The sequence below is a fragment of the Blastococcus sp. SYSU DS0533 genome, assembly GCF_054050775.1.
In genome coordinates, this window is sequence record NZ_JBJGZZ010000022.1 from 1 (window position 1) to 22,564 (window position 22,564).

The 22,564-nt window shown below is 76.5% G+C and carries 21 protein-coding genes; 17 read left to right on the forward strand and 4 right to left on the reverse strand.

The genetic code is table 11. The features are described 5' to 3' along the window. Positions 1-410: 410 nt before the first annotated feature. Both ACI79W_RS18740 and ACI79W_RS18745 read left to right on the forward strand, forming a co-directional pair. Entirely contained in the window at positions 411-1,490 is a 1,080-nt protein-coding gene (locus ACI79W_RS18740; RefSeq protein ID WP_456563600.1) for a tetratricopeptide repeat protein, read from the forward strand. Between the two features lie 94 nt (positions 1,491-1,584). Then, entirely contained in the window at positions 1,585-1,944 is a 360-nt protein-coding gene (locus ACI79W_RS18745) for a single-stranded DNA-binding protein (protein WP_456563601.1), read from the forward strand. Between the two features lie 16 nt (positions 1,945-1,960). Here ACI79W_RS18745 and ACI79W_RS18750 read toward each other — a convergent pair whose 3' ends face one another. Continuing rightward, complete coding sequence (locus tag ACI79W_RS18750) at positions 1,961-3,274, reverse strand: DUF1015 family protein (RefSeq protein WP_456563602.1); 1,314 nt, start codon at positions 3,272-3,274, stop codon at positions 1,961-1,963. 88 nt (positions 3,275-3,362) lie between these two features. Here ACI79W_RS18750 and ACI79W_RS18755 point away from each other — a divergent pair, with 88 nt between their 5' ends. Then, positions 3,363-3,788, forward strand: coding sequence for a tetratricopeptide repeat protein (locus tag ACI79W_RS18755; protein ID WP_456563603.1), 426 nt, complete (start codon positions 3,363-3,365; stop codon positions 3,786-3,788). Next, positions 3,785-4,903, forward strand: a complete 1,119-nt coding sequence (locus ACI79W_RS18760) for an HAD-IIA family hydrolase (RefSeq protein WP_456563604.1) — start codon at positions 3,785-3,787, stop codon at positions 4,901-4,903. Before ACI79W_RS18755 ends, ACI79W_RS18760 begins: the two co-directional genes overlap by 4 nt. Positions 4,904-4,914: 11 nt before the next feature. On the opposite strand, the gene ACI79W_RS18765 is transcribed toward ACI79W_RS18760, so the two are convergent. After that, the gene (locus ACI79W_RS18765; RefSeq protein ID WP_456563650.1) at positions 4,915-5,244 is read right to left on the reverse strand and encodes a sterol-binding protein; all 330 of its coding nucleotides are present in this window, start codon (positions 5,242-5,244) and stop codon (positions 4,915-4,917) included. A 179-nt stretch (positions 5,245-5,423) separates the two neighbouring features. Between ACI79W_RS18765 and ACI79W_RS18770 the strand changes: the two genes are divergently transcribed. The 5 genes from ACI79W_RS18770 to ACI79W_RS18790 all read left to right on the forward strand — a co-directional run bounded on the left by ACI79W_RS18770 (position 5,424) and on the right by ACI79W_RS18790 (position 10,074). Then, complete coding sequence (locus ACI79W_RS18770) at positions 5,424-5,684, forward strand: hypothetical protein (RefSeq protein ID WP_456563605.1); 261 nt, start codon at positions 5,424-5,426, stop codon at positions 5,682-5,684. Next, entirely contained in the window at positions 5,684-6,481 is a 798-nt protein-coding gene (locus ACI79W_RS18775) for a TlyA family RNA methyltransferase (protein WP_456563606.1), read from the forward strand. The genes ACI79W_RS18770 and ACI79W_RS18775 overlap by 1 nt, the downstream gene beginning before the upstream one ends. Continuing rightward, a complete protein-coding gene (locus ACI79W_RS18780; protein WP_456563607.1) occupies positions 6,478-7,527 on the forward strand; it encodes an NAD kinase in 1,050 nt (349 codons plus the stop codon). Before ACI79W_RS18775 ends, ACI79W_RS18780 begins: the two co-directional genes overlap by 4 nt. Continuing rightward, complete coding sequence (gene recN, locus ACI79W_RS18785) at positions 7,505-9,277, forward strand: DNA repair protein RecN (protein ID WP_456563608.1); 1,773 nt, start codon at positions 7,505-7,507, stop codon at positions 9,275-9,277. The genes ACI79W_RS18780 and recN overlap by 23 nt, the downstream gene beginning before the upstream one ends. Positions 9,278-9,357: 80 nt before the next feature. Continuing rightward, positions 9,358-10,074 (forward strand): methylase, encoded by a 717-nt coding sequence (locus tag ACI79W_RS18790; protein ID WP_456563609.1) that lies wholly within the window; start codon positions 9,358-9,360, stop codon positions 10,072-10,074. A gap of 158 nt (positions 10,075-10,232) precedes the next feature. Here ACI79W_RS18790 and ACI79W_RS18795 read toward each other — a convergent pair whose 3' ends face one another. Continuing rightward, a complete protein-coding gene (locus tag ACI79W_RS18795; protein ID WP_456563610.1) occupies positions 10,233-11,057 on the reverse strand; it encodes a TetR/AcrR family transcriptional regulator in 825 nt (274 codons plus the stop codon). 165 nt (positions 11,058-11,222) lie between these two features. On the opposite strand from ACI79W_RS18795, the gene steA reads away from it, so the two are divergent. From steA to ACI79W_RS18835, 8 genes are read left to right on the forward strand one after another with little or no spacing between them, the layout of a single operon-like run. Then, the gene (gene steA / locus ACI79W_RS18800; RefSeq protein ID WP_456563611.1) at positions 11,223-12,410 is read left to right on the forward strand and encodes a putative cytokinetic ring protein SteA; all 1,188 of its coding nucleotides are present in this window, start codon (positions 11,223-11,225) and stop codon (positions 12,408-12,410) included. After that, positions 12,407-13,354 (forward strand): copper transporter, encoded by a 948-nt coding sequence (locus ACI79W_RS18805; RefSeq protein ID WP_456563612.1) that lies wholly within the window; start codon positions 12,407-12,409, stop codon positions 13,352-13,354. The genes steA and ACI79W_RS18805 overlap by 4 nt, the downstream gene beginning before the upstream one ends. Then, positions 13,351-14,190 (forward strand): hypothetical protein, encoded by an 840-nt coding sequence (locus tag ACI79W_RS18810; protein ID WP_456563613.1) that lies wholly within the window; start codon positions 13,351-13,353, stop codon positions 14,188-14,190. Before ACI79W_RS18805 ends, ACI79W_RS18810 begins: the two co-directional genes overlap by 4 nt. Beyond that, on the forward strand, positions 14,187-15,809 hold the full coding sequence (gene murJ, locus ACI79W_RS18815) for a murein biosynthesis integral membrane protein MurJ (protein WP_456563614.1): 1,623 nt from the start codon (positions 14,187-14,189) through the stop codon (positions 15,807-15,809). The genes ACI79W_RS18810 and murJ overlap by 4 nt, the downstream gene beginning before the upstream one ends. Then, complete coding sequence (locus ACI79W_RS18820) at positions 15,802-16,950, forward strand: glycosyltransferase family 4 protein (protein WP_456563615.1); 1,149 nt, start codon at positions 15,802-15,804, stop codon at positions 16,948-16,950. Before murJ ends, ACI79W_RS18820 begins: the two co-directional genes overlap by 8 nt. Next, positions 16,947-19,352: a hypothetical protein gene (locus ACI79W_RS18825; RefSeq protein ID WP_456563616.1), complete on the forward strand. Its 2,406-nt coding sequence runs from the start codon at positions 16,947-16,949 to the stop codon at positions 19,350-19,352. Before ACI79W_RS18820 ends, ACI79W_RS18825 begins: the two co-directional genes overlap by 4 nt. Beyond that, entirely contained in the window at positions 19,327-21,063 is a 1,737-nt protein-coding gene (locus tag ACI79W_RS18830) for a CTP synthase (protein WP_456563617.1), read from the forward strand. The genes ACI79W_RS18825 and ACI79W_RS18830 overlap by 26 nt, the downstream gene beginning before the upstream one ends. Next, on the forward strand, positions 21,063-21,665 hold the full coding sequence (locus ACI79W_RS18835) for an NUDIX domain-containing protein (protein ID WP_456563618.1): 603 nt from the start codon (positions 21,063-21,065) through the stop codon (positions 21,663-21,665). Before ACI79W_RS18830 ends, ACI79W_RS18835 begins: the two co-directional genes overlap by 1 nt. 34 nt (positions 21,666-21,699) lie before the next feature. Here the strand turns inward: ACI79W_RS18835 and ACI79W_RS18840 are convergent, their stop codons facing one another. Next, a complete protein-coding gene (locus tag ACI79W_RS18840) occupies positions 21,700-22,332 on the reverse strand; it encodes a hypothetical protein (protein WP_456563619.1) in 633 nt (210 codons plus the stop codon). Positions 22,333-22,564 lie beyond the last annotated feature (232 nt).

Here is a 22,564-nt window from a genome sequence, read left to right on the forward strand (position 1 = left end):
CGCAGGGGGACCGGCCGCGTGGTGACTGGCAGGACCGCCGTCCGCAGGGGGACCGTCCGCAGCGGTCGGACCGCCGTCCGCAGGGGGACCGGCCGCGTGGTGACTGGCAGGACCGCCGTCCGCAGGGCGACCGTCCGCAGCGGTCGGACCGCCCGCAGGGGGACCGGCCGCGTGGTGACTGGCAGGACCGCCGTCCGCAGGGGGACCGGCCGCGTGGTGACTGGCAGGACCGTCATCCCCAGGGCGACCGTCCGCAGCGGTCGGACCGCCCGCAGGGGGACCGGCCGCGTGGTGACTGGCAGGACCGCCGTCCCCAGGGGGACCGGCCGCAGCGCTCGCAGGGGAACTGGCGCGAGCGTCGTCCCGAGGGCAGCCGGCCGGCCAGTGGCGCACAGGACCGACGGCCGCCCGTGCCCGCGGGCCCGGAGGTGCCCGAGTGGGCGGACCCGCGTGACCTGGATCCCGCGATCCGCGCTGCCCTCCGCGGCCTCGACCCGCGCAACTCCGCCAAGGTGGCCGGCCACCTCGTCGTTGCGGGGACGCTGCTCGACGAAGACCCGGAGACCGCCCTCGCCCATGCCCGAGCCGCGCGTGACCGGGCTTCCCGCCTGGCCGTCGTGCGTGAGGCTGTGGGCGTGGCGGCCTACCACGCCGGCGACTACACCGAGGCCGCCCGGGAGATCCGCGCCTACCGACGCATGAGCGGGGACCAGGGGTACCGGGCGGTGCTCGCCGACTGCGAGCGTGCGCTCGGCCGGCCCGAGGTGGCCATCCGCCTGGTGAACGAGGCGCTGGGCGAGTCCGTCGACGCCGAGGAGACCGTGGAACTGCGCCTGGTCGAGGCCGGCGCGCGCCAGGACCTCGGCGAGGAGGCGGCCGCCCGGCTGGTCCTGGAACGGGCACTCGGCGGGCGCCCGGATCCCTCGCGTCTGGACGCGGGCGACCCTGGTCAGCTGCGGCTCGCCGCCGCCTATGCCGAACTGCTGCGCACGCAGGGCGACGTGGATCGCGCCGAGCAGTGGCTGGAGGCTGTCGCGGTGATCGATCCCGAGCTGGCCGGTGAGGACTTCGGCGTCGAGTTCAGCGAGGTCGGCGAGACCGATGCGCTCGACGAGCAGCTCGCCGACGAGGTATCCGGGCGCGAGGCGTCTGCCGACGAGGTGTCCGCCGACGACGTGTCCCGGGACGCCGCCTCCGACGAGTCCTCGGAGGCCGCGGTGTCGCAGGACGAGGTGCTCGCCGACGAGGTGCCCGCCGACGAGGTGCCCGAGGGCGCGCCTCCCGCCGTCCGGTTCAGCGATGTCGAGCGCGGGTCGGCCGATGAGGACGTCTCGGGGAGCGCGCCCACCGTCGACGCCGGGGCGAGCACCCGGACGATGAGCTTCGCCGAGGAGGTCGAGGCGGAGGTCGCCGAACTGCTGGGCGAGACGGACGGCGACGCGGCCACCGGGGCGGATCGGCTCGAGACGGGCGACGACCCGGAGGCCTGACCGCGACGCATCGTCCTCCGTCCACATGCGGACGGGGATCCACAGATCACCGCGACCGGACCCTCGGGCCACCCGCAGCAACCAGGCTGCGGACATGACGGTGGCTGTGATCGATCGCAACGACGTGGTGCTGCGGGGGCGGTTGTCCGCCCCCGCAGAACTGCGCACCCTGCCGAGCGGCGACACGCTGGTGAGCTTCCGGCTGGTGGTGCGCAGGCCGGGGCCGACCGTGCGCGGCCGCGCGGTGGACGTCCTCACCTGCATCACCTACGACCGAGGGCTGCAACGCCGGGTCGCGGCCTGGCAGCCCGGTGACGTGGTGGAGGTGGAGGGCGCGCTGCAGCGACGCTTCTGGCGCACCGGCTCGGGCACCGCGTCGGTGTGCGAGGTGAACTGCCGGCGCGGACGCAAGGTGCCTCGATCGTCCGCGCGCGCGGCGGGGGAGACGGCGTGAGGGGGCGCCCTGCCGTTCAGTCAGCGAGGGGCCGCAGCACCAGTCCTGTTCGCGGCTTCGGCACGAACAAGGTCGACTTGCGCGGCATGCGCGCGCCGGCACGCGCGACCGCGGCCACGTCCGTCGGCGAGGGCGCCCGCAGCAGCACGGCGACGCCGGCGCGGTCGATGGCGGTCGCCACGGCCTCCTCGAGCCCGTGAGCGATCACGACCGCCTCGACGGTGTCCGGACGTCCCCACAGCACCTGCAGCAGCCCGTGGTGCGCGAGGACCACGTCGAGGTCGCGCCACGCGGGCGGCGCCTCGGCCGGGACGGCGGCGCGGACCTCGGGAGCGGCGGCCGTGAGGCGGACCAGGCGGAGGCCGTCGCTGAGGAGCAGCCCGCGCTCGGCCGGGTCGGCCAGCCACGAGCGTGCGGCCGCGACCACCGCCTCGGGGGTCGTCCCGTCGACCGGCACCTCGGCCGTGACGAAACCCTGGGCGGCAGCGGTCACCGCGGCCTCGAACGGGAGGGCGGGCACCACCCGGTGGATGGGGTCGACGCGGAGGCCACCCGGCCCCATGGGGGTGACCAGGGCGAGCACTGCGTCCGAGCCCGCGGCCCCGTCCTGCGTCCCCGCGTTGGCGCGTGCCGCCGCGAAGCGGTGGTGCCCGTCGGCTATCACCGCCCGGGTCCGCGACAGCGCCTGGGTCGCGGCCTCCAGCGTCGCCCCGTCGTCGACCCGCCAGAGCCGGTGCAGCACGCCGTCGCCGTCGCGCAGTTCCATCGTCGGGGTCGACCGCCGCACCCTGGCGCTCACCTCGGCCACCTCCGGCTCGGGGTCGTGGGCGAGCACGATCGGCTCCAGGTCCGTGCCGGTCGCGGCCAGCAGCGCGCGCCGTCCTTCGACCGCGGCGGGATAGGTGTCCTCGTGGGGGAGGACCGCGGCGGAGCCGGTCGGCGGCAGGGCCACCGCACCCAGCCAACCCACGGTGGCCGGCGCGCCGTCGGCCGGCTGCAGCTCGTAGAGCCAGAGAGCCGGGGCAGCGTCGCGGACGAGCACCCCCTCGGTGAGCCACGACCGGAGGGTGGTGGCGGCGAGCTGGGCCGAGGCGTCCGCTTCCTGCGCCTCGCCGTCGACCTGGGGAAGGATCAGGCGCACGATGTTGTGCGGGTCGGCGGCGGCCAGCCGAGCACGGCCGGCGGGCGTCACGAGGTCGTAGGCTGGCGAGCTGACGCGGGCCAGGTGCCCGGGATCCCGGTTCCGGTAGGTGAGCGCCCGGAACGGCCGGACCTCCAGGCCCGGACCGGATCCGGGCGGCGTCCAGGGTTCCACCGACGACGAGAGCACGACGAAGATCGTAGGAGCGCCGCCGGAGGTGGCACCTGCCGTACCGGCGCGCGGCGGGGCCCGGTAGCGGTGGAGGAAGGGGGCGGTTGTGTCGGCAGCAGGTGCACCGGACGAGCGCGGCGGATACCGCGACGCGCCTGCGGGCGGGGTGTTCGACTGGTACCACCGCGGTCTGGAGCTGCTCGCCGACCGCCATCCGGACGCCGCGGCGACGCTCCTCGCCCGCGCAGCGGAGGCCGAGCCGGGGTCGCGCAGCGTCCGGGAAGCGCTGGCCCGGGCCCAGTACGACGCCCACCGCTACCCGGAGGCGATCGAGAGCTTCACCCGGCTCATCGCCTCCGACCCCGCCGACGACTACGCCCGCTTCGGGCTCGGGCTGGCCGCCAGCCGCGCCGGGGACCTCGCCCTGGCAGCGGAGCAGCTGGCGCTCGCCGTCGCCATGCGCCCGGATGTGGCCCACTACGCCCGGGCGCTCCGCGAGGTCCGGGCCCGTCGGACGAGAGGGTCCCAGTGACCGACCAGGGGGCCCTGTCCGCACCGATCACGATGGCCGAGGGCTGCGCCGAGCTGCCGACGCGCCGGTACGACGTGGCCCTGCTCGACCTCGACGGGGTCGTCTACGTCGGGCCCGATGCCGTCCCCGGCGTGCCCGCGGCGCTGGCCGGAGCGCGCGCCCACGGGATGCGGCTTGGGTTCGTCACGAACAACGCCGCCCGCACGCCCGAGCAGGTGGCCGCACACCTGAGCGAGCTGCAGGTACCGGCCGAGCCCCGTGACGTCATCACCAGCTCCCAGGCGGCGGCGACCGTGGTGGCGGAGCTGCTCGGCGTGGGAGCGCGCGTCCTGCCGGTCGGCGGCCCGGGGGTCGCCGCTGCGCTGGAGGCGGCCGGCCTGACGGTGGTCACCCGCGCGGAGGACCGCCCGGACGCGGTCGTCCAGGGCTACGGCCGCGAGGTCGGCTGGGCGCAGCTGGCCGAGGCCGTGGTCGCCGTCCGGAACGGAGCCCGGCACGTCGCGACCAACGCCGACGCCACCATCCCCTCGCCGCGCGGTCCGTTGCCCGGGAACGGCGCGATGGTCGGGGTGGTGCGGCAGGTCACCGGGCAGGAACCCCTGGTCACCGGGAAGCCGGACCCGGCGATGCACGCCGAGTGCGTCCGCCGCACGGGTGCCCTGCGGCCCCTGGTGGTGGGCGACCGGCTGGACACCGACATCGAGGGCGCGCGCCGGGCCGGTGCGGTCGGCCTGCTGGTCCTCTCAGGGGTGACCGATCCGGCCACGCTCCTCGCCGCCGGGCCGGGGCACCGGCCCGACCTGCTCGCCGCCGACGCTTCCGGCCTCCTGCACCCGCACCCGCCGGTGACCGTGGAGGACCGGACGTGGCGGTGCGGCGGCTGGACGGTCCGGCAGGCGGAGGGCAGCGAGGCGCTGGAGCTCACCGGGCCCGGCACCGCCTCTGCGGGCAGCGCAGCACAGGGCTCGGACGACCTCGACGGTCTGCGGGCGCTCTGCGTCGCCCACTGGTCCGCCCACCCCCGAGGAGGGACGCCGGCGCGGGTGCTCCCGCGCGGCGCGGCCGCAACCGCGACGGCGCAGGCCTGGCACCTGCCGTCGGGCGGCACGCGCTGACCCGCCGGGGCTCAGAGCAGCTTGCGCAACCGCAGCAGGTCCCGCAGGCCGGCCTCCAGCTTGACCCGTCCGCTCGCCCACGCCGGGCCGAAGGACAGCCGGCCGTCGGTGAGGGCCACCAGGTCGTCGCTGGTCATCGTCAGCCGGATGTCGGCCTTGGGCACCCCCGGGCCGTCGGGGACGGCGTGCAGGTCTTTCACCGATCCGGAGCTGAGCCGGCCGAGCACCACCTGCCCCAGGTCGGTCAGCCGGCAGGACAGGCTGCGGTCGAGCCCGGCCGCCGCGGGGTTCGCGGCGAGGTCGCCGAGGATGCCCGAGAGGGCGGTCATGCACTGGTCCATCGTGGCCACGCGGAGCGGTCTCCCCTGGGATCGGCGGCGGGTGCGGTCTTCCGACGCTATCGCGCTGCTCCGTCCGGCCCGTCCGCGTCGTGCCCGGCCGGTAACCTCCGGAGCAGACGCCGGCGCGCCCGCGAGCGCCCGTCCCTGCCCAGCCGACCAGCTCCCCCGAGAGGTGCTCCGTGACCGAGCCGACCGCACCGCGACCGGTGCCCGGGCCGTACCGCCCGGGGCCCGCGCCGGTCGTCGCCCCCGGTGCACCGCCGGTGGGCCCGCGGCCGGAGCCGTCGCCGGAGGCCCCGGCGGACGAGGGCACGACCGCCGGGGACGAGGGCGGTCGGCTGGAGGGTCTGGCCGAGCTGCCCGTGTCCGAGCACGTCGCCGTCTTCGAGGCCGAGCACGCGCGCCTTCAGCGCGAGCTCGGCACGATCGACCCGCGCTGATGGCCCGTCGCAGCCGGCTCGACGCCGAGCTCGTGCGCCGCGGCCTGGCCCGGTCGCGCGAGCACGCGGTGAGCCTCATCGCCGAGGGCCGGGTCGCCGTCGCCGGGCAGGCCGCCACCAAGCCGGCCACCGGCGTCGAGGCGGGCACCCCCGTGGTGGTGCGCACCGACCCGGACGAGCCGTCGTGGGTGTCCCGCGGCGCGCACAAGCTGCTGGGCGCCCTGGAGGCCTTCCCGGTGCCGGTCGAGGGACGGCGGGCCCTGGACGCCGGCGCCTCCACCGGGGGCTTCACCGAGGTCCTGCTGCGGCGCGGGGCGGTCGGGGTCGTCGCCGTCGACGTCGGGTACGGCGAGCTGGCCTGGTCACTGCGCACCGACGCGCGGGTGGAGGTGCACGAGCGCACCAACGTCCGCACCCTGACCCCCGACGCGATCGGTGGTCCGGTCGACCTGGTCGTCGCCGACCTCTCCTTCATCTCGCTGCGACTGGTGCTGCCGGCGCTCACCGCCTGCGCCCTGCCCGGCGCCGACCTCCTCCCGATGGTCAAGCCGCAGTTCGAGGTGGGCAGGGAACGACTCGGCGCCGGCGGCGTGGTGCGCGATCCGGAGCACCGGGTGCAGGCGGTCCTGGAGGTCGGCCGGGCGGCGCAGGCGCTGGGCTGGGGGACCGCCGGCGTGGTGGCCAGCCCGCTGCCGGGGCCGGCCGGGAACGTGGAGTTCTTCCTGTGGCTGCGGTCCGACGCCGGACCGGTCGAGGAGGACGCCGTCCGTCGAGCAGTCCAGGAGGGGCCTCAGTGACCGAGCCGAGCACGGCAGCACCCGACCAGCAGCGGACCCGGCGGGTCCTGCTCACGGTGCACACCGGACGGCGGGACATCGTCGAGCTGGCCCGCACCTCCGCCGCGCGGCTCCTGCGCGGCGGCATCGGGGTCAAGGTCCTCGAGGACGAGGCTCTCGACCTGGAGATCCCGGGTGCGGAGGTCGTGCCCTGCGACGAGGGTGCAGCGAGGGACGCCGAGATCATCATGGTCTTCGGCGGCGACGGCACCTTCCTCCGTGCCGCCGAGCTCGCCCGGTACACCGATGCCGCGCTCATGGGCGTCAACCTCGGCCGCGTCGGCTTCCTCGCCGAGACCGAGCCCGAGGCGGTCGAGGAGACCCTGAGCGCCATCGAGGAGTGCGAGTACTCGGTCGAGGAACGGCTCGCGATCCGGGTGGACGTCGTCGACGGCCGGGGCGCGGTCGTCGGGGGGACCTGGGCGCTCAACGAGGTCTCCGTGGAGAAGGCCGAGCGCTCCCGGGTGCTCGACGTCGTCATCGCGATCGACGGGCGGCCGCTGACCAGCTTCGGCTGCGACGGCGTGCTGTGCGCGACCCCCACCGGGTCCACCGCATACGCCTTCTCGGCCGGCGGGCCGGTCGTCTGGCCCGACGTGGAGGCCCTGCTGCTGGTGCCCAGCAACGCCCACGCGCTGTTCGCCCGGCCGCTGGTGACCTCGCCGAACTCCGTGGTCACCGTCGCCGTCCCCGCCGACGGCAACCAGGCGCGCGTGTCCGCCGACGGGCGCCGCACCCTCGACGTCCCCGACGGCGGGCGCGTCGAGGTGCGCCGGGCGAGCCGGCCGGTGCGCATCGCCCGAGTGCACGCGTCGACGTTCGGCGACCGGCTCGTGGCCAAGTTCGGGCTGCCGGTCCGCGGGTTCCGCGACGCCCGGCACGCCGGCCCCGGGCACGAGCTGTTCACCAGCCGCAACGTCCTCACCCGCGAGGTGGTCTCCGTCGACGACCCGGCCCAGCCGGCCCCGGCGCGGGAGGTGAGCGGTGGCGGCACGCACGACGTCTGAGCGACCGGCGCCGGCGACGGCGACGGGCCGGCTCTCGGAGCTGCGCATCCGGGGGCTGGGCGCCATCGACGACGTCACCCTCGAGCTCGGCCGCGGCCTGACGGTCGTGACGGGGGAGACCGGCGCCGGCAAGACCATGGTGGTGACCGGGCTGACCCTGCTGTTCGGCGGGCGGGCCGACCCCGGTCGCGTCCGGGCGAACGGCCGCGCCGGCGTGGAGGGGCGGCTGGAGCTGCCGCCGGAGTCCCCGGCCTGGGCGCGCGCGGCCGACGCCGGTGCCGACCCCGACGACGACGGGAGCCTCATCCTCGCCCGCACCGTCAGCGCCGAGGGCCGCTCGCGGGCCTACCTCGGCGGCCGCAGCGTGCCGGTCGGCGTGGTCGCCGAGCTGGCCGAGAGCCTGCTCGCGGTGCACGGCCAGACCGACCAGCTGCGGTTGTCTCGCCCGGCCGAGCAGCGCCGCGCGCTGGACCGGTACGCCGGCGGGGAGCACCTCGCGCTCCTGGAGCGCTACCGCGCCGCCTTCCAGCGGTGGCGGGAGCTGGCCGCGGACCTGGACCGCCGGCGGGGGCAGGCCCGCGAGCTGGCGCAGGCCGCCGACGTGCTGCGGCACGGGCTCGAGGAGATCGCCGGCGTCGCCCCCGAGCCCGGCGAGGACGAGGCCCTGGACACCCAGGCCAAGCGGCTCAGCGACGCGGACGCGCTGCGCGCCGCGGCCGACGAGGCACGCATGGCCCTGGTCGGTGACGTGACCGGCGACCTGGGGGCCGGTGAGGTCCCGCAGGACGCCACCGCGGCGCTGGCGATCGCCGAGCGCGCCCTGGCCGGCTCCGACGACCCGACGCTGGTGATGCTCGCCCAGGACCTCGCCGACGCCGTCGCCGTGGTCTCCGACGTCGCCGGTCAGCTCGCCGGTTACGTGGCCGACCTCGACGCCGACCCGGCCCGCCTTGCCGAGGTGCTCGACCGCCGGGCCGCGCTCACGGCGCTCGTGCGCAAGTACGCCGACCCCGGTGCGGGCGTCGCCGGCGTGCTCGCCTGGGCCGAGGACGCCGCGCACCGACTGGCCCAGCTCGACGTCTCCGACGAGGCGCTCGAGGCCCTGGCCGCCGAGCGGGACGCCGCGCGCGCGGACGTCGACCGGCTCGGCGCGGAGATCTCGGCGGGGCGGCGTGCGGCCGCCGAGGGTTTCGCGACCGAGGTCGGCGACGAGCTGGCGGGCCTGGCGATGAAGAGCGCACAGGTCTCCTTCAGCATCGACAGCCACCCCGACGACCCGGGGCCCGAAGGCATCGACGAGGTCGCGCTGCTGCTCGCCGCCCACCCGGGAGCGCCGGCGCGGCCGGTGCACAAGGGGGCCTCCGGTGGTGAGCTCTCCCGGGTCATGCTCGCCATCGAGGTGGTCTTCGCCGGCGCCGACCCGGTGCCGGTCATGGTCTTCGACGAGGTCGACGCGGGGGTCGGCGGCCAGGCGGCGGGGGAGATCGGCCGGCGGCTGGCCCGGCTGGCCCGCGACCACCAGGTCGTCGTCGTCACACACCTGGCGCAGGTCGCCGCCTTCGCCGACACCCACCTCGTCGTCGACAAGGCGCCGGACACCGGCGCCGGGGTCACCGCCACCGACATCCGCTCGGTCGACGGCGAGGACCGCGTCCGCGAGCTGGCCCGCATGCTCTCCGGCCTCGCCGACAGCGACACCGGGCAGGCGCACGCGCGGGAGCTGCTCGCCGTGGCGGCGGCCGCCCGCTGACCGGACCGGTGCCGGTGAGCGCTTCACCGGTGCGGGACAGCCGGGGAGTGCCGCGCGGCGCACCGGGGTAGGGGGCGTCGGTGACGTGCTTCTCCTCGACCGACGAGTCCGCGCACTACGGCTTCTCGGTCTGCATGCTGCTGAGCCAGTACCGCGACCAGCTCGGGTGGGTCGAGGAGGGCGTCGACGAGCTCGGGACCGGTGACGCCACGGCGATCTCCCACGTCGTCCGCGCGCTGCCCGGCCTCCGGGTGCGCAGCTACGACATCAGCGCGCCCTCGGTGGAGCAGGCCCGCGCCAACATCGCCGCCCGCGGTGTCGCCGACCGGTACACCGTGGAGCACGGCGACTTCTTCGACCAGGCCGACTCCGCGGGGGGCCGTCCGGCGCGCACCGTGATCTCCAACCCGCCCTACATCCCCGCTCCCGACCGGGACATCCTGATGCCCGAGCTGTGGGGCGGGGTGCGGGGCAACGACCTGGTGCTGCAGCTGCTCAAGGCCGGCTACACCGACGTGATCACCGCCGTCGCCAGCTACTCGGACCCGGAGGCCACCGTGCGCACGGCCGAGGACCTCGGCTACCGGGTCGTCAACTTCCTGGCCATGGGGCTGGACTTCGGCCCCTACAGCAGCGAGCCCAAGGTGCGTGAGCACATCCGCCGGATCTGCGCGGACGGGCACGGCTGGGCCGGCGACGACGGCTACATGGTCGCCGTCGCGCTGTTCACCCGCGATCCCGGGCTGCCCGGCGACCGCGCCGAGCAACTGCTGGGCTCCCTGCAAGTCGGCCTGTGATCCTCCGGATCACACCGCGGCCAGGAGCCGTGCCCCAGGTGCGCTGAGCCGTTCCCGGCCCTCCTCGGGCACCCTCCGGTCCGCCTCTGCGGGCCGTCTCGCGGGGCGGCTCCCCACCCTCCTGGGGAGGCCCTCCCGACCCCCGATCGGAGAGGTGGTCACCTCCGCTTGGCGTAGCCGGCAAGGCCGAACTGCAGCAGGGCCAGGCCGCGCCGGCCCTGGCGGCGGAGCTCGGCCCCCAACTCGGGGCCGCTGACCCCGTCGAGGACCCGGTCGCGCGCCAGCTCCAGCAGGGAGGCGTACAGGCCGAGCACGGCGTGCGCGGCCAGCCACGGCTCGATCTGGCCCGGCCGCGCCGCCGTCTCTTCGGCGATCAGGTCGGCCAGCGAGGTGGTGAGCTCACCCAGGATCTCCCGCTCGCGCACCTGCAGCGTCCGGCTGCCCCGGATCACCCGCGCCATGCGGGCCACGCCGTCGGCGGCCTCCGGCGTGCCGAGCACGCTCACCGCGGCGACGACGAAGCTGCCGGCGGCCGCGGCCACCGACTCGCCGGCCGGCCGACGGCGCACCGCGTCCAGCAGGGCGGCGCGCATGGGCGGGTCGGCGTCGAAGACCAGCCCCTCCTTGACCGGGAAGTGGTTGAAGACGGTCTTCTCGACCACGCCGGCGCGCTGGGCGATCTCCACGACGCTGACGGCGTCGAACCCGCGTGCGTCGAACAACTCCGTGGCGGCGTCGACGATGCGTGCCCGGGTCTCCTGCCGGCGGTGCTCCCGGATGCCCTGGCCCCGCAGCTTCCGGCGGCCCCGGGGCCGGGAGTCCGCGTCCTCCTCGGGGGTCCGGCCCGGTGGGGGAGCGGGCGGCGCGACCGGCTCGGGGGCCGGCACGGCGCGGATCACCGCCGCCGCAGCGGGCGCGGGGGCGTCCTCCTCGACCTGCGGGAGGTTCGCTGCGGTCGTCAGGGCTCCGGCCACTCCAGTCACACGGGCAACGCTAGTCACGACTCGGTAACGGTTCCGCGGAAGCGGTCGACGCGGCGCGCACGGCGTGTCGCGTGGAGGTGGTGTCGGACACGCTGCGTGACCAGGAGGTTGCCGAGGCGCGTCGGAGGATCGGCCCGGCAACCGACCGTGGCAGCATGCGATGTCATGCGCATCGGCACCGTTCGCCGCGGCCGGGCCCAGGAGGCGGGTCCCGGCACCGCCGGCACCGTCCGCCTGGACCGGCGCACCAAGAACCTGACGAAGCGGCTGCGCCCCGGCGACATCGCCGTCATCGACCACGTGGACATCGACCGCGTGAGCGCCGACGCCCTGGTGGGCTGCAAGGTCGCCGCCGTCGTCAACGCCGCGCCCAGCATCTCCGGCCGCTACCCCAACCTGGGCCCGGAGATCCTGATCAACGCCGGTATCCCCCTGCTCGACGACGTCGGTAAGGACGTCTTCGCGAAGGTCAAGGAGGGCGCCGAGGTCCGCCTCGAGGGCGGCCGCCTCCTCGACGCCGAGGGCACGGTCCTCGCCGAGGGCACCGAGCACGACGCCGAGAGCGTCGCCGCGGCGATGGCCGACGCGCGGGCCGGCCTCTCGGTGCAGCTGGAGGCGTTCGCCGCCAACACCATGGAGTACATGAAGCGGGAGCGCGCGCTCCTGCTGGACGGTGTCGGCGTCCCGGACGTGGCGACGAAGATCGAAGGCCGGCACGTGCTCGTGGTGGTCCGCGGCTACGACTACAAGGAGGACCTGCACGCCCTCCGCTCCTACATCCGCGACTACCGGCCGGTCCTCATCGGCGTGGACGGCGGCGCCGACGCGCTGGTCGAGGCCGGCTACTCGCCGGACATGATCATCGGTGACATGGACTCGGTGAGCGACGACGTGCTGCGCTCGGGCGCCGAGGTCGTGGTGCACGCCTACGCCGACGGCCGGGCGCCCGGGCTCGCCCGCGTGCAGGACCTCGGTGTCGAGGCCATCACCTTCCCCGCGGCCGCGACCAGCGAGGACATCGCGATGCTCCTGGCCGACGAGAAGGGCGCCACCCTCATCGTGGCCGTCGGCACGCACGCCACCCTCGTCGAGTTCCTCGACAAGGGACGCGGAGGCATGGCCTCGACGTTCCTCACCCGCCTGCGGCTGGGCGGCAAGCTGGTCGACGCCAAGGGCGTCAGCCGGCTGTACCGCAGCCGCATCTCGACGACCGCGCTCGTGGTCCTGGTGATCGCCGCCTTCGTCGCGATCGGGTCGGCGCTGGCCCTGTCCGCGGCCGGGCGCGTCTACCTGGACCTGCTGCTCGACCAATGGAACAGCTTCATGTTCTGGCTGGAGAACCTCTTCGCGTGATCGACTTCCGTTACCACCTGGTCTCCCTGATCGCGGTCTTCCTCGCCGTCGCGCTCGGCATCGTCATCGGGACGACGGCGCTCAACGAGCCGATCCTCGCCGACATCGAGAACCAGGTGGCCGCGCTCGAGCAGGACAAGCGGGACCTCGAGGACCGCACGCGGGAGCTCGAGGCGCAGCTGGACACCTCCGAGGAGTTCGAGGAGGCAGTGGCCGGCCCCCTCGTCGAGGGGACCCTCACCGACCGCTCGGTGCTGCTCGTCCCGACCAACGACTCCGTCACCCCCGAGACGGTCGAGGCGGTCACCGCGCTCATCGCCGAGGCGGGCGGTTCGGTCAGCGGGGTGGTGCGGCTCCAGCCCGAGTACAGCGATCCGGCGACAGGGGCCGCGCTGCAGAACTTCGTCACCGGCCCGGGGCGGCCGGCCGGCCTGCAGCTGCCGGAGAGCGGCGACACCGGCGTCCTGGTCGCCTCGCTGCTGGCGCAGGTCCTCATGGTCCCCCCGGACGGCCCGGCGCCCGACGCAGCGGCGGTCTCCTCCGTCCTGGCCGGGCTGAGCTCCCTGGACGTGCTCGTCCCCGAAGGGGCGTCGGTCACCCCGGCCGACCACGCGGTCCTGCTCACCGGCAGCGGCTTCACCGGCGACGACGCCGACGCCCGCAACGCCGCCCTCGTCGCGCTGGCCAGCGCCCTCGACGAGCAGGGCCGGGGGGCCGTGGTGGCCGGGGACGCGCCGTCGGCCCGTCCGAACGGGCTGATCGGCGCGCTGCGCGCGGACCCGGCGCTCGCGTCCGCGATCTCCACCGTGGACAACGTGGCCACGGCCGTCGGCCGGATCAGCACCGTGCTCGCGCTCGGCCAGGAGTCGCAGGGCACGTCGGGCATGTACGGGACCGGCGAGGACACCCAGCCGGTGCCGCCGCTGCCCACCGCCGCCCAGTGAGCGCACGGCGCACGGCGCTGCTCGCCCTCGCCGGGGCCGGGGCGGCCCGCGGCGCCCTGTCGGCGGCCACCCGGCTGGCGGCCCACCCGGCCGGTGCACCCTGGCAGCGGACGAACTACGCCGGGCGGCCGGTCAGCCTCCTCGGCGGGCCCGCGGTCGCCGCCGCGGCGACCGCGGCCGCCGCGCTCGGCGCCCCGCCCGGCACCCGGGCCGCCGCGGTGGTGGTCGGCGTCGCGTCCGGCCTCGTCGGCGGATACGACGACCTCGCCGGCGCCCGGCCCGAGCAGGCCCGCGACAAGGGGCTCGCCGGCCATCTGCGCGCGCTGCGGGAGGGCCGGGTCTCCGCCGGTGCGGTGAAGGTCGCCGGCATCGGCGCCGCCGCCGCGACCGCCGCCCTGCTGACCCGGCGGAGCGGACGCGGGGTGGGTGCCCTCGTCGACGGTGTCCTCACCACCGGTCTCGTCGCCGGGACGGCGAACCTGCTCAACCTGCTGGACCTGCGGCCCGGCCGGGCCGCCAAGGTGGGCGTCCTCGCCGCCGCCGCCGGGCTCGGCGGACCCGCCGGGGGGCTGGCCGCCGGGCCGCTCGGCGCCACCCTCGCCGTGCTCCCCGAGGACCTCGGCGAGCGCGTCATGCTCGGCGACAGCGGGGCCAACGCGCTCGGCGCGCTCCTGGGGTTGCGGTTGGCCGCCGTCGGCCCGCGCGCGGCCCGGGCCGGGGCGCTCGCGGCCGTCACCGCCCTGACCCTCGCCAGCGAGCGGGTCAGCTTCACCCGCGTCATCGAGGCCACGCCGGGCCTGCGCGACCTGGACCGCCTCGGCCGCCGTCCCTCGTGACCGGGCGGCAGGTGGCCCGCGGGGTGGCCGGTGCCGCGGCGCTGATCGCGGTGCTCACCGTGCTCGCCCGGCTGGCCGGGTTCGGACGCACGCTGGTCTTCACCAACACGGTCGGCCCCGGCAGCACCGGTGACACCTACCTCGCGGCCAACAACGTCCCGAACATCGTCTTCGAGGTGGTGGCGGGCGGCGCGCTGGCCAGCCTCGTCGTCCCCATGCTCGCCGGGGGCGTTGCCGCCGGGGACCGCGAGCAGGTGCGGCGCACCGCCTCGGCCCTGCTCGGCTGGACCCTGCTGCTGCTGGTCCCGCTGGCGGTGCTGCTGGCGCTCCTGGCCGAGCCGATCGCGCGGCTGCTGCTCGGTGCCGAGGACCCCGAGCAGGTCGAGCTCGCCGCCCGCTTTCTGCTGGTGTTCGCCCCGCAGGTCGTCCTCTACGGCATCGGCATCGTCCTCACCGGCGTCCTGCAGGCCCACCGGCGCTTCGCCGGGCCGGCGCTGGCCCCGCTGCTGTCCAGCGTCGTCGTGGCGGCGGCCTACCTGGTGTTCGCCGTCATGGGCGGCGGGCAGGAGGTGGCCGGGCTCTCGACGCCGGCCGAGCTGGTGCTCGGGGTGGGGACGACGCTCGGCGTCGTGGCGCTCAGCCTGAGCCTGCTGGTGCCGCTGCGGGGGCTGCGGCTGGGGCTGCGTCCGTCGCTCCGCTTCCCGGTCGGCGCCGCCCCGCGGGTCCGCCGGCTCGCCCTCGCCGGTGTCCTCACGCTCGCCGGGCAGCAGCTGCTCGCCGCGGTCGCCATCCGGCTGGCCAACAGCGGCGCACCCGACGGCACGCAGGTCGTGTACGCCGCCGGCCTGACCGTGTTCCTCCTGCCGTGGGCGGCGCTCGCGGTGCCGCTGGCCACCTCGGCCTACCCGGGCCTGGCCGAGCGCGCCGAGGCCGGCGACGAGACCGGCTACCGCCGCGCGCTGGCACCGGTCGTCGTCCTCACCGTCGCCGCTTCCGCCGTGGCCACCGCGGTGCTGGTCGCCGCCGCCGGCCCGGTGGCGCGAGTCTTCTTCGCCGGGGGAACCGACCGGGAGGTGGCGGCGCTGCGTGACACGGTCGTGGCCTTCGCGCCCGGCCTGCTCGGCTACGCGCTGGTGGCCGTCCTCACCCGCGCCCTCTACGCCCGCGGGCTGTGGCGGTCGCCGACGGTCTGCGTCCTCGGGGGCTGGCTGCTCGCCGTCGGGGCCGACGTCGTGCTGGCCGCGGCGCTGCCCCCCGCGGACCGGGCCGCGGCCCTGGCCCTCGGCCACACGCTGGGGGTGACCGTCGCCGGTGCGGGGCTGCTGGTGGTGGTGCTGCGGGTGGCGGGCCGGCCGGCGCTGCACGGGCTGACCCGGAGCGGCCCGGTCGGGGTGCTGGCGGCGGTCCTGGCGGGCGGGGCCGGCCTGTGGCTGGCCCGCGTCCTCGGCGCCGACCCGGTGCCCGACGGGCTGCTCGCCGCGCTGGGCGCCGGCGTCGTCGTCGGGGGTGCCGTGCTGGTCGTGGCGCTGGCCGTCATGATGGGGACGGCCCGCGCGCAGCTGGTGGGGGCGCTCCGGGAGTTGCGGTCGACGGGCGGGCAGGAGGTGCGCAGTGGCTGAGACGCCCCTGCGGGACCGCTGCATCACCGAGGTGCTGGCCACCAGCACCGGCGGGGTGGGCACGCACGTCCGCTCGCTCCTGGCACCGCTGCGCGCGGCGGGTGCCGACGTCGAGGTCTGCGGACCCGCCGCCACCGATGCGCTCTTCGGGTTCAGCGGACACGGCGCCCGGTTCACCCCGGTCGAGATCTCCGCCGGGCTGGCGCCGACCGCGGACGCGCGCGCCGTGCAGGCGCTCCGCCGGGCGCTGACCGGCAGCGACCTGCTGCACGCCCACGGGCTGCGCGCCGGGCTGGTCGCTGCGGCGGCGCGCCGGCTGGCCGGCGGCACGGTGCCGCTGGTGCTCACGCTGCACAACGCCCTCCCCGAGGGCGGCGGTCTGCGGCACCGGGTGCTCGAGCGCGCCGAGCGGGCCACCGTGCGGGCCGCCGACGTCGTCCTCGCCGCCTCGGCCGACCTGGCGGAGAACGCCCGCCGGCTGGGCGCCCGCGACGTGCGGGTGGCGCCGGTCTCCGCACCGCCCCTGCCCGCGGCCACGCGGACCCCGGCGGAGGTCCGCGCCGAGCTCGGCCTGGACGACGACCGCGCGCTCGTCGTGGCCGTGGGCCGGCTCCACCCCCAGAAGGGCTACGACGTCCTGCTCGACGCGGTCGCGCGCTGGTCGGCCGACCAGCGGGTGCGCCCGGTGCCCTCGGTGGTCGTCGCGGGCGACGGGCCGCTGCACGAGGAGCTGGCCGCGCGCATCCGCGCCGAGGCGCTGCCGGTCTCGCTGCTGGGCCGCCGGGACGACGTGGCCGACCTGCTGGGCGCCGCGGACCTGTGCGTGCTGCCCTCGCGCTGGGAGGCGCGGTCGCTCACCGCGCAGGAGGCGCTCCGCGCCGGCGTGCCCCTGGTGGCCACCCGCACCGGCGGGCTGCCGGAGCTGCTCGGCGACGCCGCCGAGCTCGTCCCCGTGGGCGACGCCGTGGCCCTGGCCGAGGCCGTGGTGCGCGTGCTGTGCGACAGCGCCCACGCCGCGGAGCTGGTCGCAGCGGGCCTCCGGCAGGCCGCCGGCTGGCCCGACGAGGCGGGCACGGCGGCGCAGCTCGTCGCGATCTACCGGGAGCTGCTGGGGACGCCGCCGGCCCGGCCGGCGACATGAACGGGCCGGCCGCACGGGGGGTCCGCCGCGCAGCGGCGCTCCTGGTCCTGGTGCTGCTGCTGGTCGGGCTGCCGACCGCGGCCGGGGCGGCGACCGGTGCGGAGAGCTCCACCGCGGACCGTGTCGTGGTCGTCGGCGTCCCCGGGCTCACCTGGGCCGACGTGGACCCCGCGGCGACACCGCAGCTGTGGGCCCTCGCGGGGGAGTCGGCGGTCGGGGCGACGTCGGTGCGCGCCGCCCGGTCCACCAGCTGCCTCCTGGACGGCTGGGCCACGCTCGGCGCCGGGAACCGGGCGCGGTTCCCCGGCACCGACGAGGGGCTGCCGCCGGTGCCGCTGCCCACGCTGCCCGACCCCGGTTCCCCCGGCGACGACGGGGACGACCCCGCCCCCGGTGGCGAGGCGCCCGAGGAACCCCGGCTGGACACCTCGCTCACCCGCTGCGGGCTCCAGGAGCGGGTGGCCGCGGTGGCCCTGGGCGACCCGCAGGCGACCGTGGCGCGGATCGCCGAGGACGAGGGCACCGTGCGCTTCGGCGCGGAGCCCGGCGTGCTGGGCGAGGCCGTCGGCTGCGCGTCGGTGTCGGGTCGGGCCGCCGCCCTCGCGGTGGCCGCGGACGGCGTGCCCCTCACCGCGGTGCCCGGTCTGCCGGCCGACCAGGCGGAGGTCGTCGAGGTGCTCACCGCCTGCCCGCTGACCCTGGTCTCCCTCGACCAGCTCGCCGACGCCGGGGCCCCCGGGGCGGAGCCCACCGACGACGGCACCCGGCCCGAGCCGCGGGCCGCTGCCCTCACCCGGATCGACGACGCGCTCGGCCGGCTGCGCGCCGGCCTCGACACGCTGCCCGGCGACACCCTGCTCCTGCTGGCCGGCATCTCCGAGGTCAACGACGGCCGACCGCAGCTGCACGTCGGCATGGCCTCCGGCCCCGGGTTCGACGCGGGGTGGCTGACCTCCGCGAGCACGGGCCGGGTCCCGTTCGTGCAGCTCATCGACGTGGCCCCGACCGCGCTGCGCGCGCTCGGCCTCGACCCGCCCGCGTCGATGAACGGCCAGCCGTGGCGGAGCACGGGGGAGCGGCCGCCGCTGCCCGAGGCGGTGAGCCGGCTGGAACTGGTCAACGTCGCGGCGATCACCCACCACCGCAACACCGGGATCTTCTTCTGGACGTTCGTCCTCGTCGGCGCGGCCGTCGTCGGGCTGGGCGTGCTGGTCGTGGGCAGCGGTCGGCGGGGTGCCCGCCCGGGCACCTGGCCGCCGGCGCGGCGTGCGCTGCGCCTGCTGTGCCTGGCCGCCGCCGGGCTGCCCGTGGCCACCTACCTGGCGGGGGCGGTGCCCTGGGAGCGGGCCGACGCGCCGCTGGCGGCCCTCGTCACCGCGGTGGTCGTCGCCGACCTGGGCGTGCTGGCGGTCGCCGCTCTCGGGCCGTGGCGCCGCCGGCGGCTCGGCCCCGCGCTGGCGGTGCTCGTCCTCACCCTGGTCACCCTCGTCGGCGACGTGCTCGCCGGCTCGCCGCTGGAGCTGGACGGGCCGCTGGGCTACGACGCGGTCGTCGCCGGGCGGTTCACCGGCTACGGCAACCTCACGTTCGGGCTCCTGTCGGTGAGCGCCCTCACCGTCACCGCCGCGCTGGCCGCGGCCGTCGGGCGCCGGTCGCCGGTCGGGCGGGCCCGCCGCCGGACGGCCGGCGTGGTGCTGGGCGCCGGGCTGCTGACCGTCGCCGTCATCGGGGCGCCGCCGCTGGGCCGCGACTTCGGCGGCGTCCTGGCGGCGCTGCCGGGCTTCCTCCTGCTGGCGATGCTGCTCCTGGGCGTGCGGGTCACCGTCGTCCGGTTCGCGGCGATCCTCGCCGCGGCGGTGGTCGCCGTCAGCACGATCGCGGTGCTGGACTGGCTCCGCGCGCCGGCGGACCGCACCCACCTGGGCCGGTTCGTCGAGCAGGTGCTCACCGGGGAGGCGTGGACCGTCATCAGCCGGAAGGCGCAGGCCAACGTCGGCATCCTCCTCGGCAGCCCGCTGGCGTGGATGCTGCCGGTCGCGCTGGTCGCCGCCGTCTGGCTGCTGCGGCCCGGTGGCCCGCTGCGCAGCGTGCCCGCGGGGCCGGGGCGCGCGCCGCGGGGCCCGGCCGGGCTGCCGCTCGCGGACGCCGCGGTGCTGCGCGCCGCACTCGTGTCGGTCGCGTTGAGCCTGGCGATCGGGGCGGTGGTCAACGACTCCGGTGTCGCCCTGCCGGCGACCGCGGCCGCCCTGCTGGTGCCGCTGCTGGTGTGGCTGGTGGTCGGCCCGGACCCGGGTGCCGGCGGCACGGGGGAGTCCGCGGGTGGCGCTCCGCACTCCGGCCGGGCTGCAGGCCCCGACCGTGTTACGGTCGTCTCCCGTGGGTCGACCGTCGGGAACACGTGATCACTCGGGTAGCAGCCTCCTGCTCCACAACAACCAGCCGACGAAGTTCGTCTTCGTCACCGGCGGGGTCGTCTCCTCGCTCGGCAAGGGCCTGACCGCCAGCTCGCTCGGCACGCTGCTGGCCAGCCGCGGCCTCCGCGTCACGATGCAGAAGCTCGACCCCTACCTCAACGTGGACCCGGGCACGATGAACCCGTTCCAGCACGGCGAGGTGTTCGTCACCGAGGACGGCGCGGAGACCGACCTGGACATCGGTCACTACGAGCGCTTCCTCGACACCGACCTCTCCGGCCGGGCGAACGTGACCACCGGGCAGGTCTACTCCGACGTGATCGCCAAGGAGCGGCGCGGGGAGTACCTCGGCGACACCGTGCAGGTGATCCCGCACATCACGAACGAGATCAAGGCCCGCATCCTCGCCGGCGCCGACAGCGCCGAGCGCGTGGACGTCGTCATCACCGAGATCGGCGGCACGGTCGGCGACATCGAGTCGCTGCCCTTCCTCGAGGCCGCCCGTCAGGTGCGCCACGAGATCGGCCGGGACAACTGCTTCTTCCTGCACATCTCCCTGGTGCCCTACATCGCGCCCTCGGGCGAGCTGAAGACCAAGCCGACCCAGCACTCCGTCGCCGCGCTGCGCAGCATCGGCATCCAGCCCGACGCCCTGGTCTGCCGCTCCGACCGGGAGATCAGCGACGGCCTCAAGCGCAAGATCAGCCTGATGTGCGACACCGACGCCGAGGGCGTCATCTCCTGCCCCGACGCGCCCTCGATCTACGACATCCCGAAGGTGCTGCACCGCGAGGGCCTGGACGCCTACGTCGTCCGCCGGCTGGGCCTGCCCTTCCGCGACGTGGACTGGACGGTGTGGGGCGACCTGCTCGACCGGGTCCACGCCCCGAAGCAGACCGTCACGATCGCCCTCGTCGGCAAGTACATCGACCTGCCCGACGCCTACCTGTCGGTCACCGAGGCGCTCCGCGCCGGCGGGTTCGCGCACCGCAGCCGGGTGCAGATCCGCTGGGTGCCCTCGGACGACTGCGAGACCCCCGAGGGTGCGGAGAAGGCGCTGGCCGGCGTCGACGGGGTCTGCATCCCCGGCGGCTTCGGCGTGCGTGGCATCGAGGGCAAGCTCGGCGCGATCCGGTACACCCGCACGAACGGCATCCCGACCTTGGGCCTGTGCCTGGGGCTGCAGTGCATGGTGATCGAGTACGCCCGCACCGTCGCCGGCCTGGAGCAGGCGAACTCCGCCGAGTTCGACCCCGAGACGCCGGACCCGGTCATCTCCACCATGGCCACCCAGCTCGACGTCGTCGCCGGCCGGGGGGACATGGGCGGCACGATGCGCCTGGGCAGCTACCCGGCTGCGCTCCAGCACGGCTCGGTGGTGGCCGCCGCGTACGGATCCACCGACATCACCGAGCGGCACCGGCACCGTTACGAGGTGGCCAACGCCTACCGCGACCGGCTCACCGAGGCCGGCCTGGTCTTCTCCGGCACCTCGCCCGACGGCCTCCTGGTGGAGTTCGCCGAGCTGCCCCGCGAGTCGCACCCGTTCTTCGTCGGCACCCAGGCCCACCCCGAGCTGAAGAGCCGCCCGACCCGGCCGCATCCGCTGTTCGCCGCGTTCGTGCAGGCCGCCGTCGACTACCAGGAGTCCGCGCGGCTGCCGGTGCCGGTGGACGAGGCGGAGAAGGTCGGCATCTGATGGGCGAGGGGCAGCCGGACGCCCACGAGTACCGCGTCCTCTCCTCGGAGCCGGTGTACGAGGGCCGGGTCATCAGCCTGGTCAAGGACACCGTGGCGATGCCGGGCGGCGGGGACAGCGTCCGCGAGGTCGTCCGCCATCCGGGCGCGGTGGCGGTCGTCGCCCTCACCGACGCCGACGAGGTCGTCCTCCTGCGGCAGTACCGGCACCCGGTCGGCGGCTACCTGTGGGAGCTGCCGGCGGGGCTCCGGGACGCCGACGGCGAGCCGCCGCTGGAGACGGCCAAGCGGGAGCTCGCCGAGGAGGTGCGGCTGTCGGCGGCCCGCTGGTCGCTGCTGACCACGCACTACAGCTCGCCCGGCTTCTGCGACGAGCAGGTGCTGGTGTACCTGGCCGAGGAGCTCACCGACGTGGACCGCCCGGACGGTTTCACCGTGGAGCACGAGGAGCTGGACATGACCGTGCAGCGGGTGCCGCTGGCCGACGCGGTGCAGCAGGTCTTCGACGGCGGTATCCGCAACGTCTCGGCCGTCGTCGGGCTGCTGGCCGCGGCCCGGGTGCGGGCGGGCGGCGCACGGCTCCGCCCCGTCGACGCCGGCTGAGAGAGGACCACCCTTCCTCCCCCGCTCCGCACGCTCAGCGCGGGGCCCTGAGGGGTGGCCGGTCACCGGGCGGGCGCAGCCCCAGGCGGTGCAGCTCCAGGCGCGCGAGCTGCTCGGTGGCGGCGGGGTCGCCGGCCCACCACGCCGCGCTGGTGCCGCCCGGCAGCTCGGCCAGGCGGTTCAGCGGCGCCGTGGCGGCGGCGCGGACGGCGAGCACGTCCAGACCCGCGCCGCTGCCGGCGAGCCGGGTCGCCGCGCCCGCGTCGCGGGCGTAGCGCAGCCGCCAGGGCAGCCACCGCAGCAGCATCCAGCCCACGGGCAGCAGGACGAGGACGACGCCGAGGATGGTCGCCAGGGTGTCCACCGCGTCCTGCGCCGACTGGCCGGCGCCGCTCACCGAGCCGCCCGCCCCCGAGAGGGCGTCGAACGGCGCGGCCAGCTCGTCACCGACCAGCGGGACGCCCTCGGCGGCCGACGCCGCCGAGTCCATGGAGCCCGCGACCGAGCGCCCGAGGTCCTCGACCGCCCGCCCCGGCCCGGCCAGCAGCAGGACGGCGCTGTGCGCGGCCCGGGCCACCAGCACCCAGGCCACCGCCCACAGCAGGAAGCCGAGGTCGGCGGCCAGCTGGCGGGCCCGCAGGGCGGGCTGCTCGGCGTAGAAACGCATGCGCGGCGTCCTCCGGGAGTGATGGGTGGCCCTCCATCGTCGGCCAGCCTGCCGGTCGCGGCAGCCCGGCGCCGGCCGCGACGGCGGCGATGCACGGTCACGAAACGGCTTCCGGCCCGGGACGGAACCGGCCGGCGTGCCTACACTCCGCGGCGAGGCCCGCCCCGACCGGGCGGCCCACGACGTGGTGGGCTGGCCCGTCACCCTCGGGAGCGGCCTGCCGGGACCAGGA

What these genes read in the sequence shown, in the direction of transcription:
- ACI79W_RS18745 (WP_456563601.1), top strand. Translation starts at nt 1,585, where the DNA reads ATGACGGTGGCTGTGATCGATCGCAACGACGTGGTGCTGCGGGGGCGG.
- ACI79W_RS18765 (WP_456563650.1), bottom strand. Translation starts at nt 5,244, where the DNA reads ATGGACCAGTGCATGACCGCCCTCTCGGGCATCCTCGGCGACCTCGCC.
- ACI79W_RS18775 (WP_456563606.1), top strand. Translation starts at nt 5,684, where the DNA reads ATGGCCCGTCGCAGCCGGCTCGACGCCGAGCTCGTGCGCCGCGGCCTG.
- steA (WP_456563611.1), top strand. Translation starts at nt 11,223, where the DNA reads ATGCGCATCGGCACCGTTCGCCGCGGCCGGGCCCAGGAGGCGGGTCCC.
- ACI79W_RS18825 (WP_456563616.1), top strand. Translation starts at nt 16,947, where the DNA reads ATGAACGGGCCGGCCGCACGGGGGGTCCGCCGCGCAGCGGCGCTCCTG.
- ACI79W_RS18835 (WP_456563618.1), top strand. Translation starts at nt 21,063, where the DNA reads ATGGGCGAGGGGCAGCCGGACGCCCACGAGTACCGCGTCCTCTCCTCG.
- ACI79W_RS18840 (WP_456563619.1), bottom strand. Translation starts at nt 22,332, where the DNA reads ATGCGTTTCTACGCCGAGCAGCCCGCCCTGCGGGCCCGCCAGCTGGCC.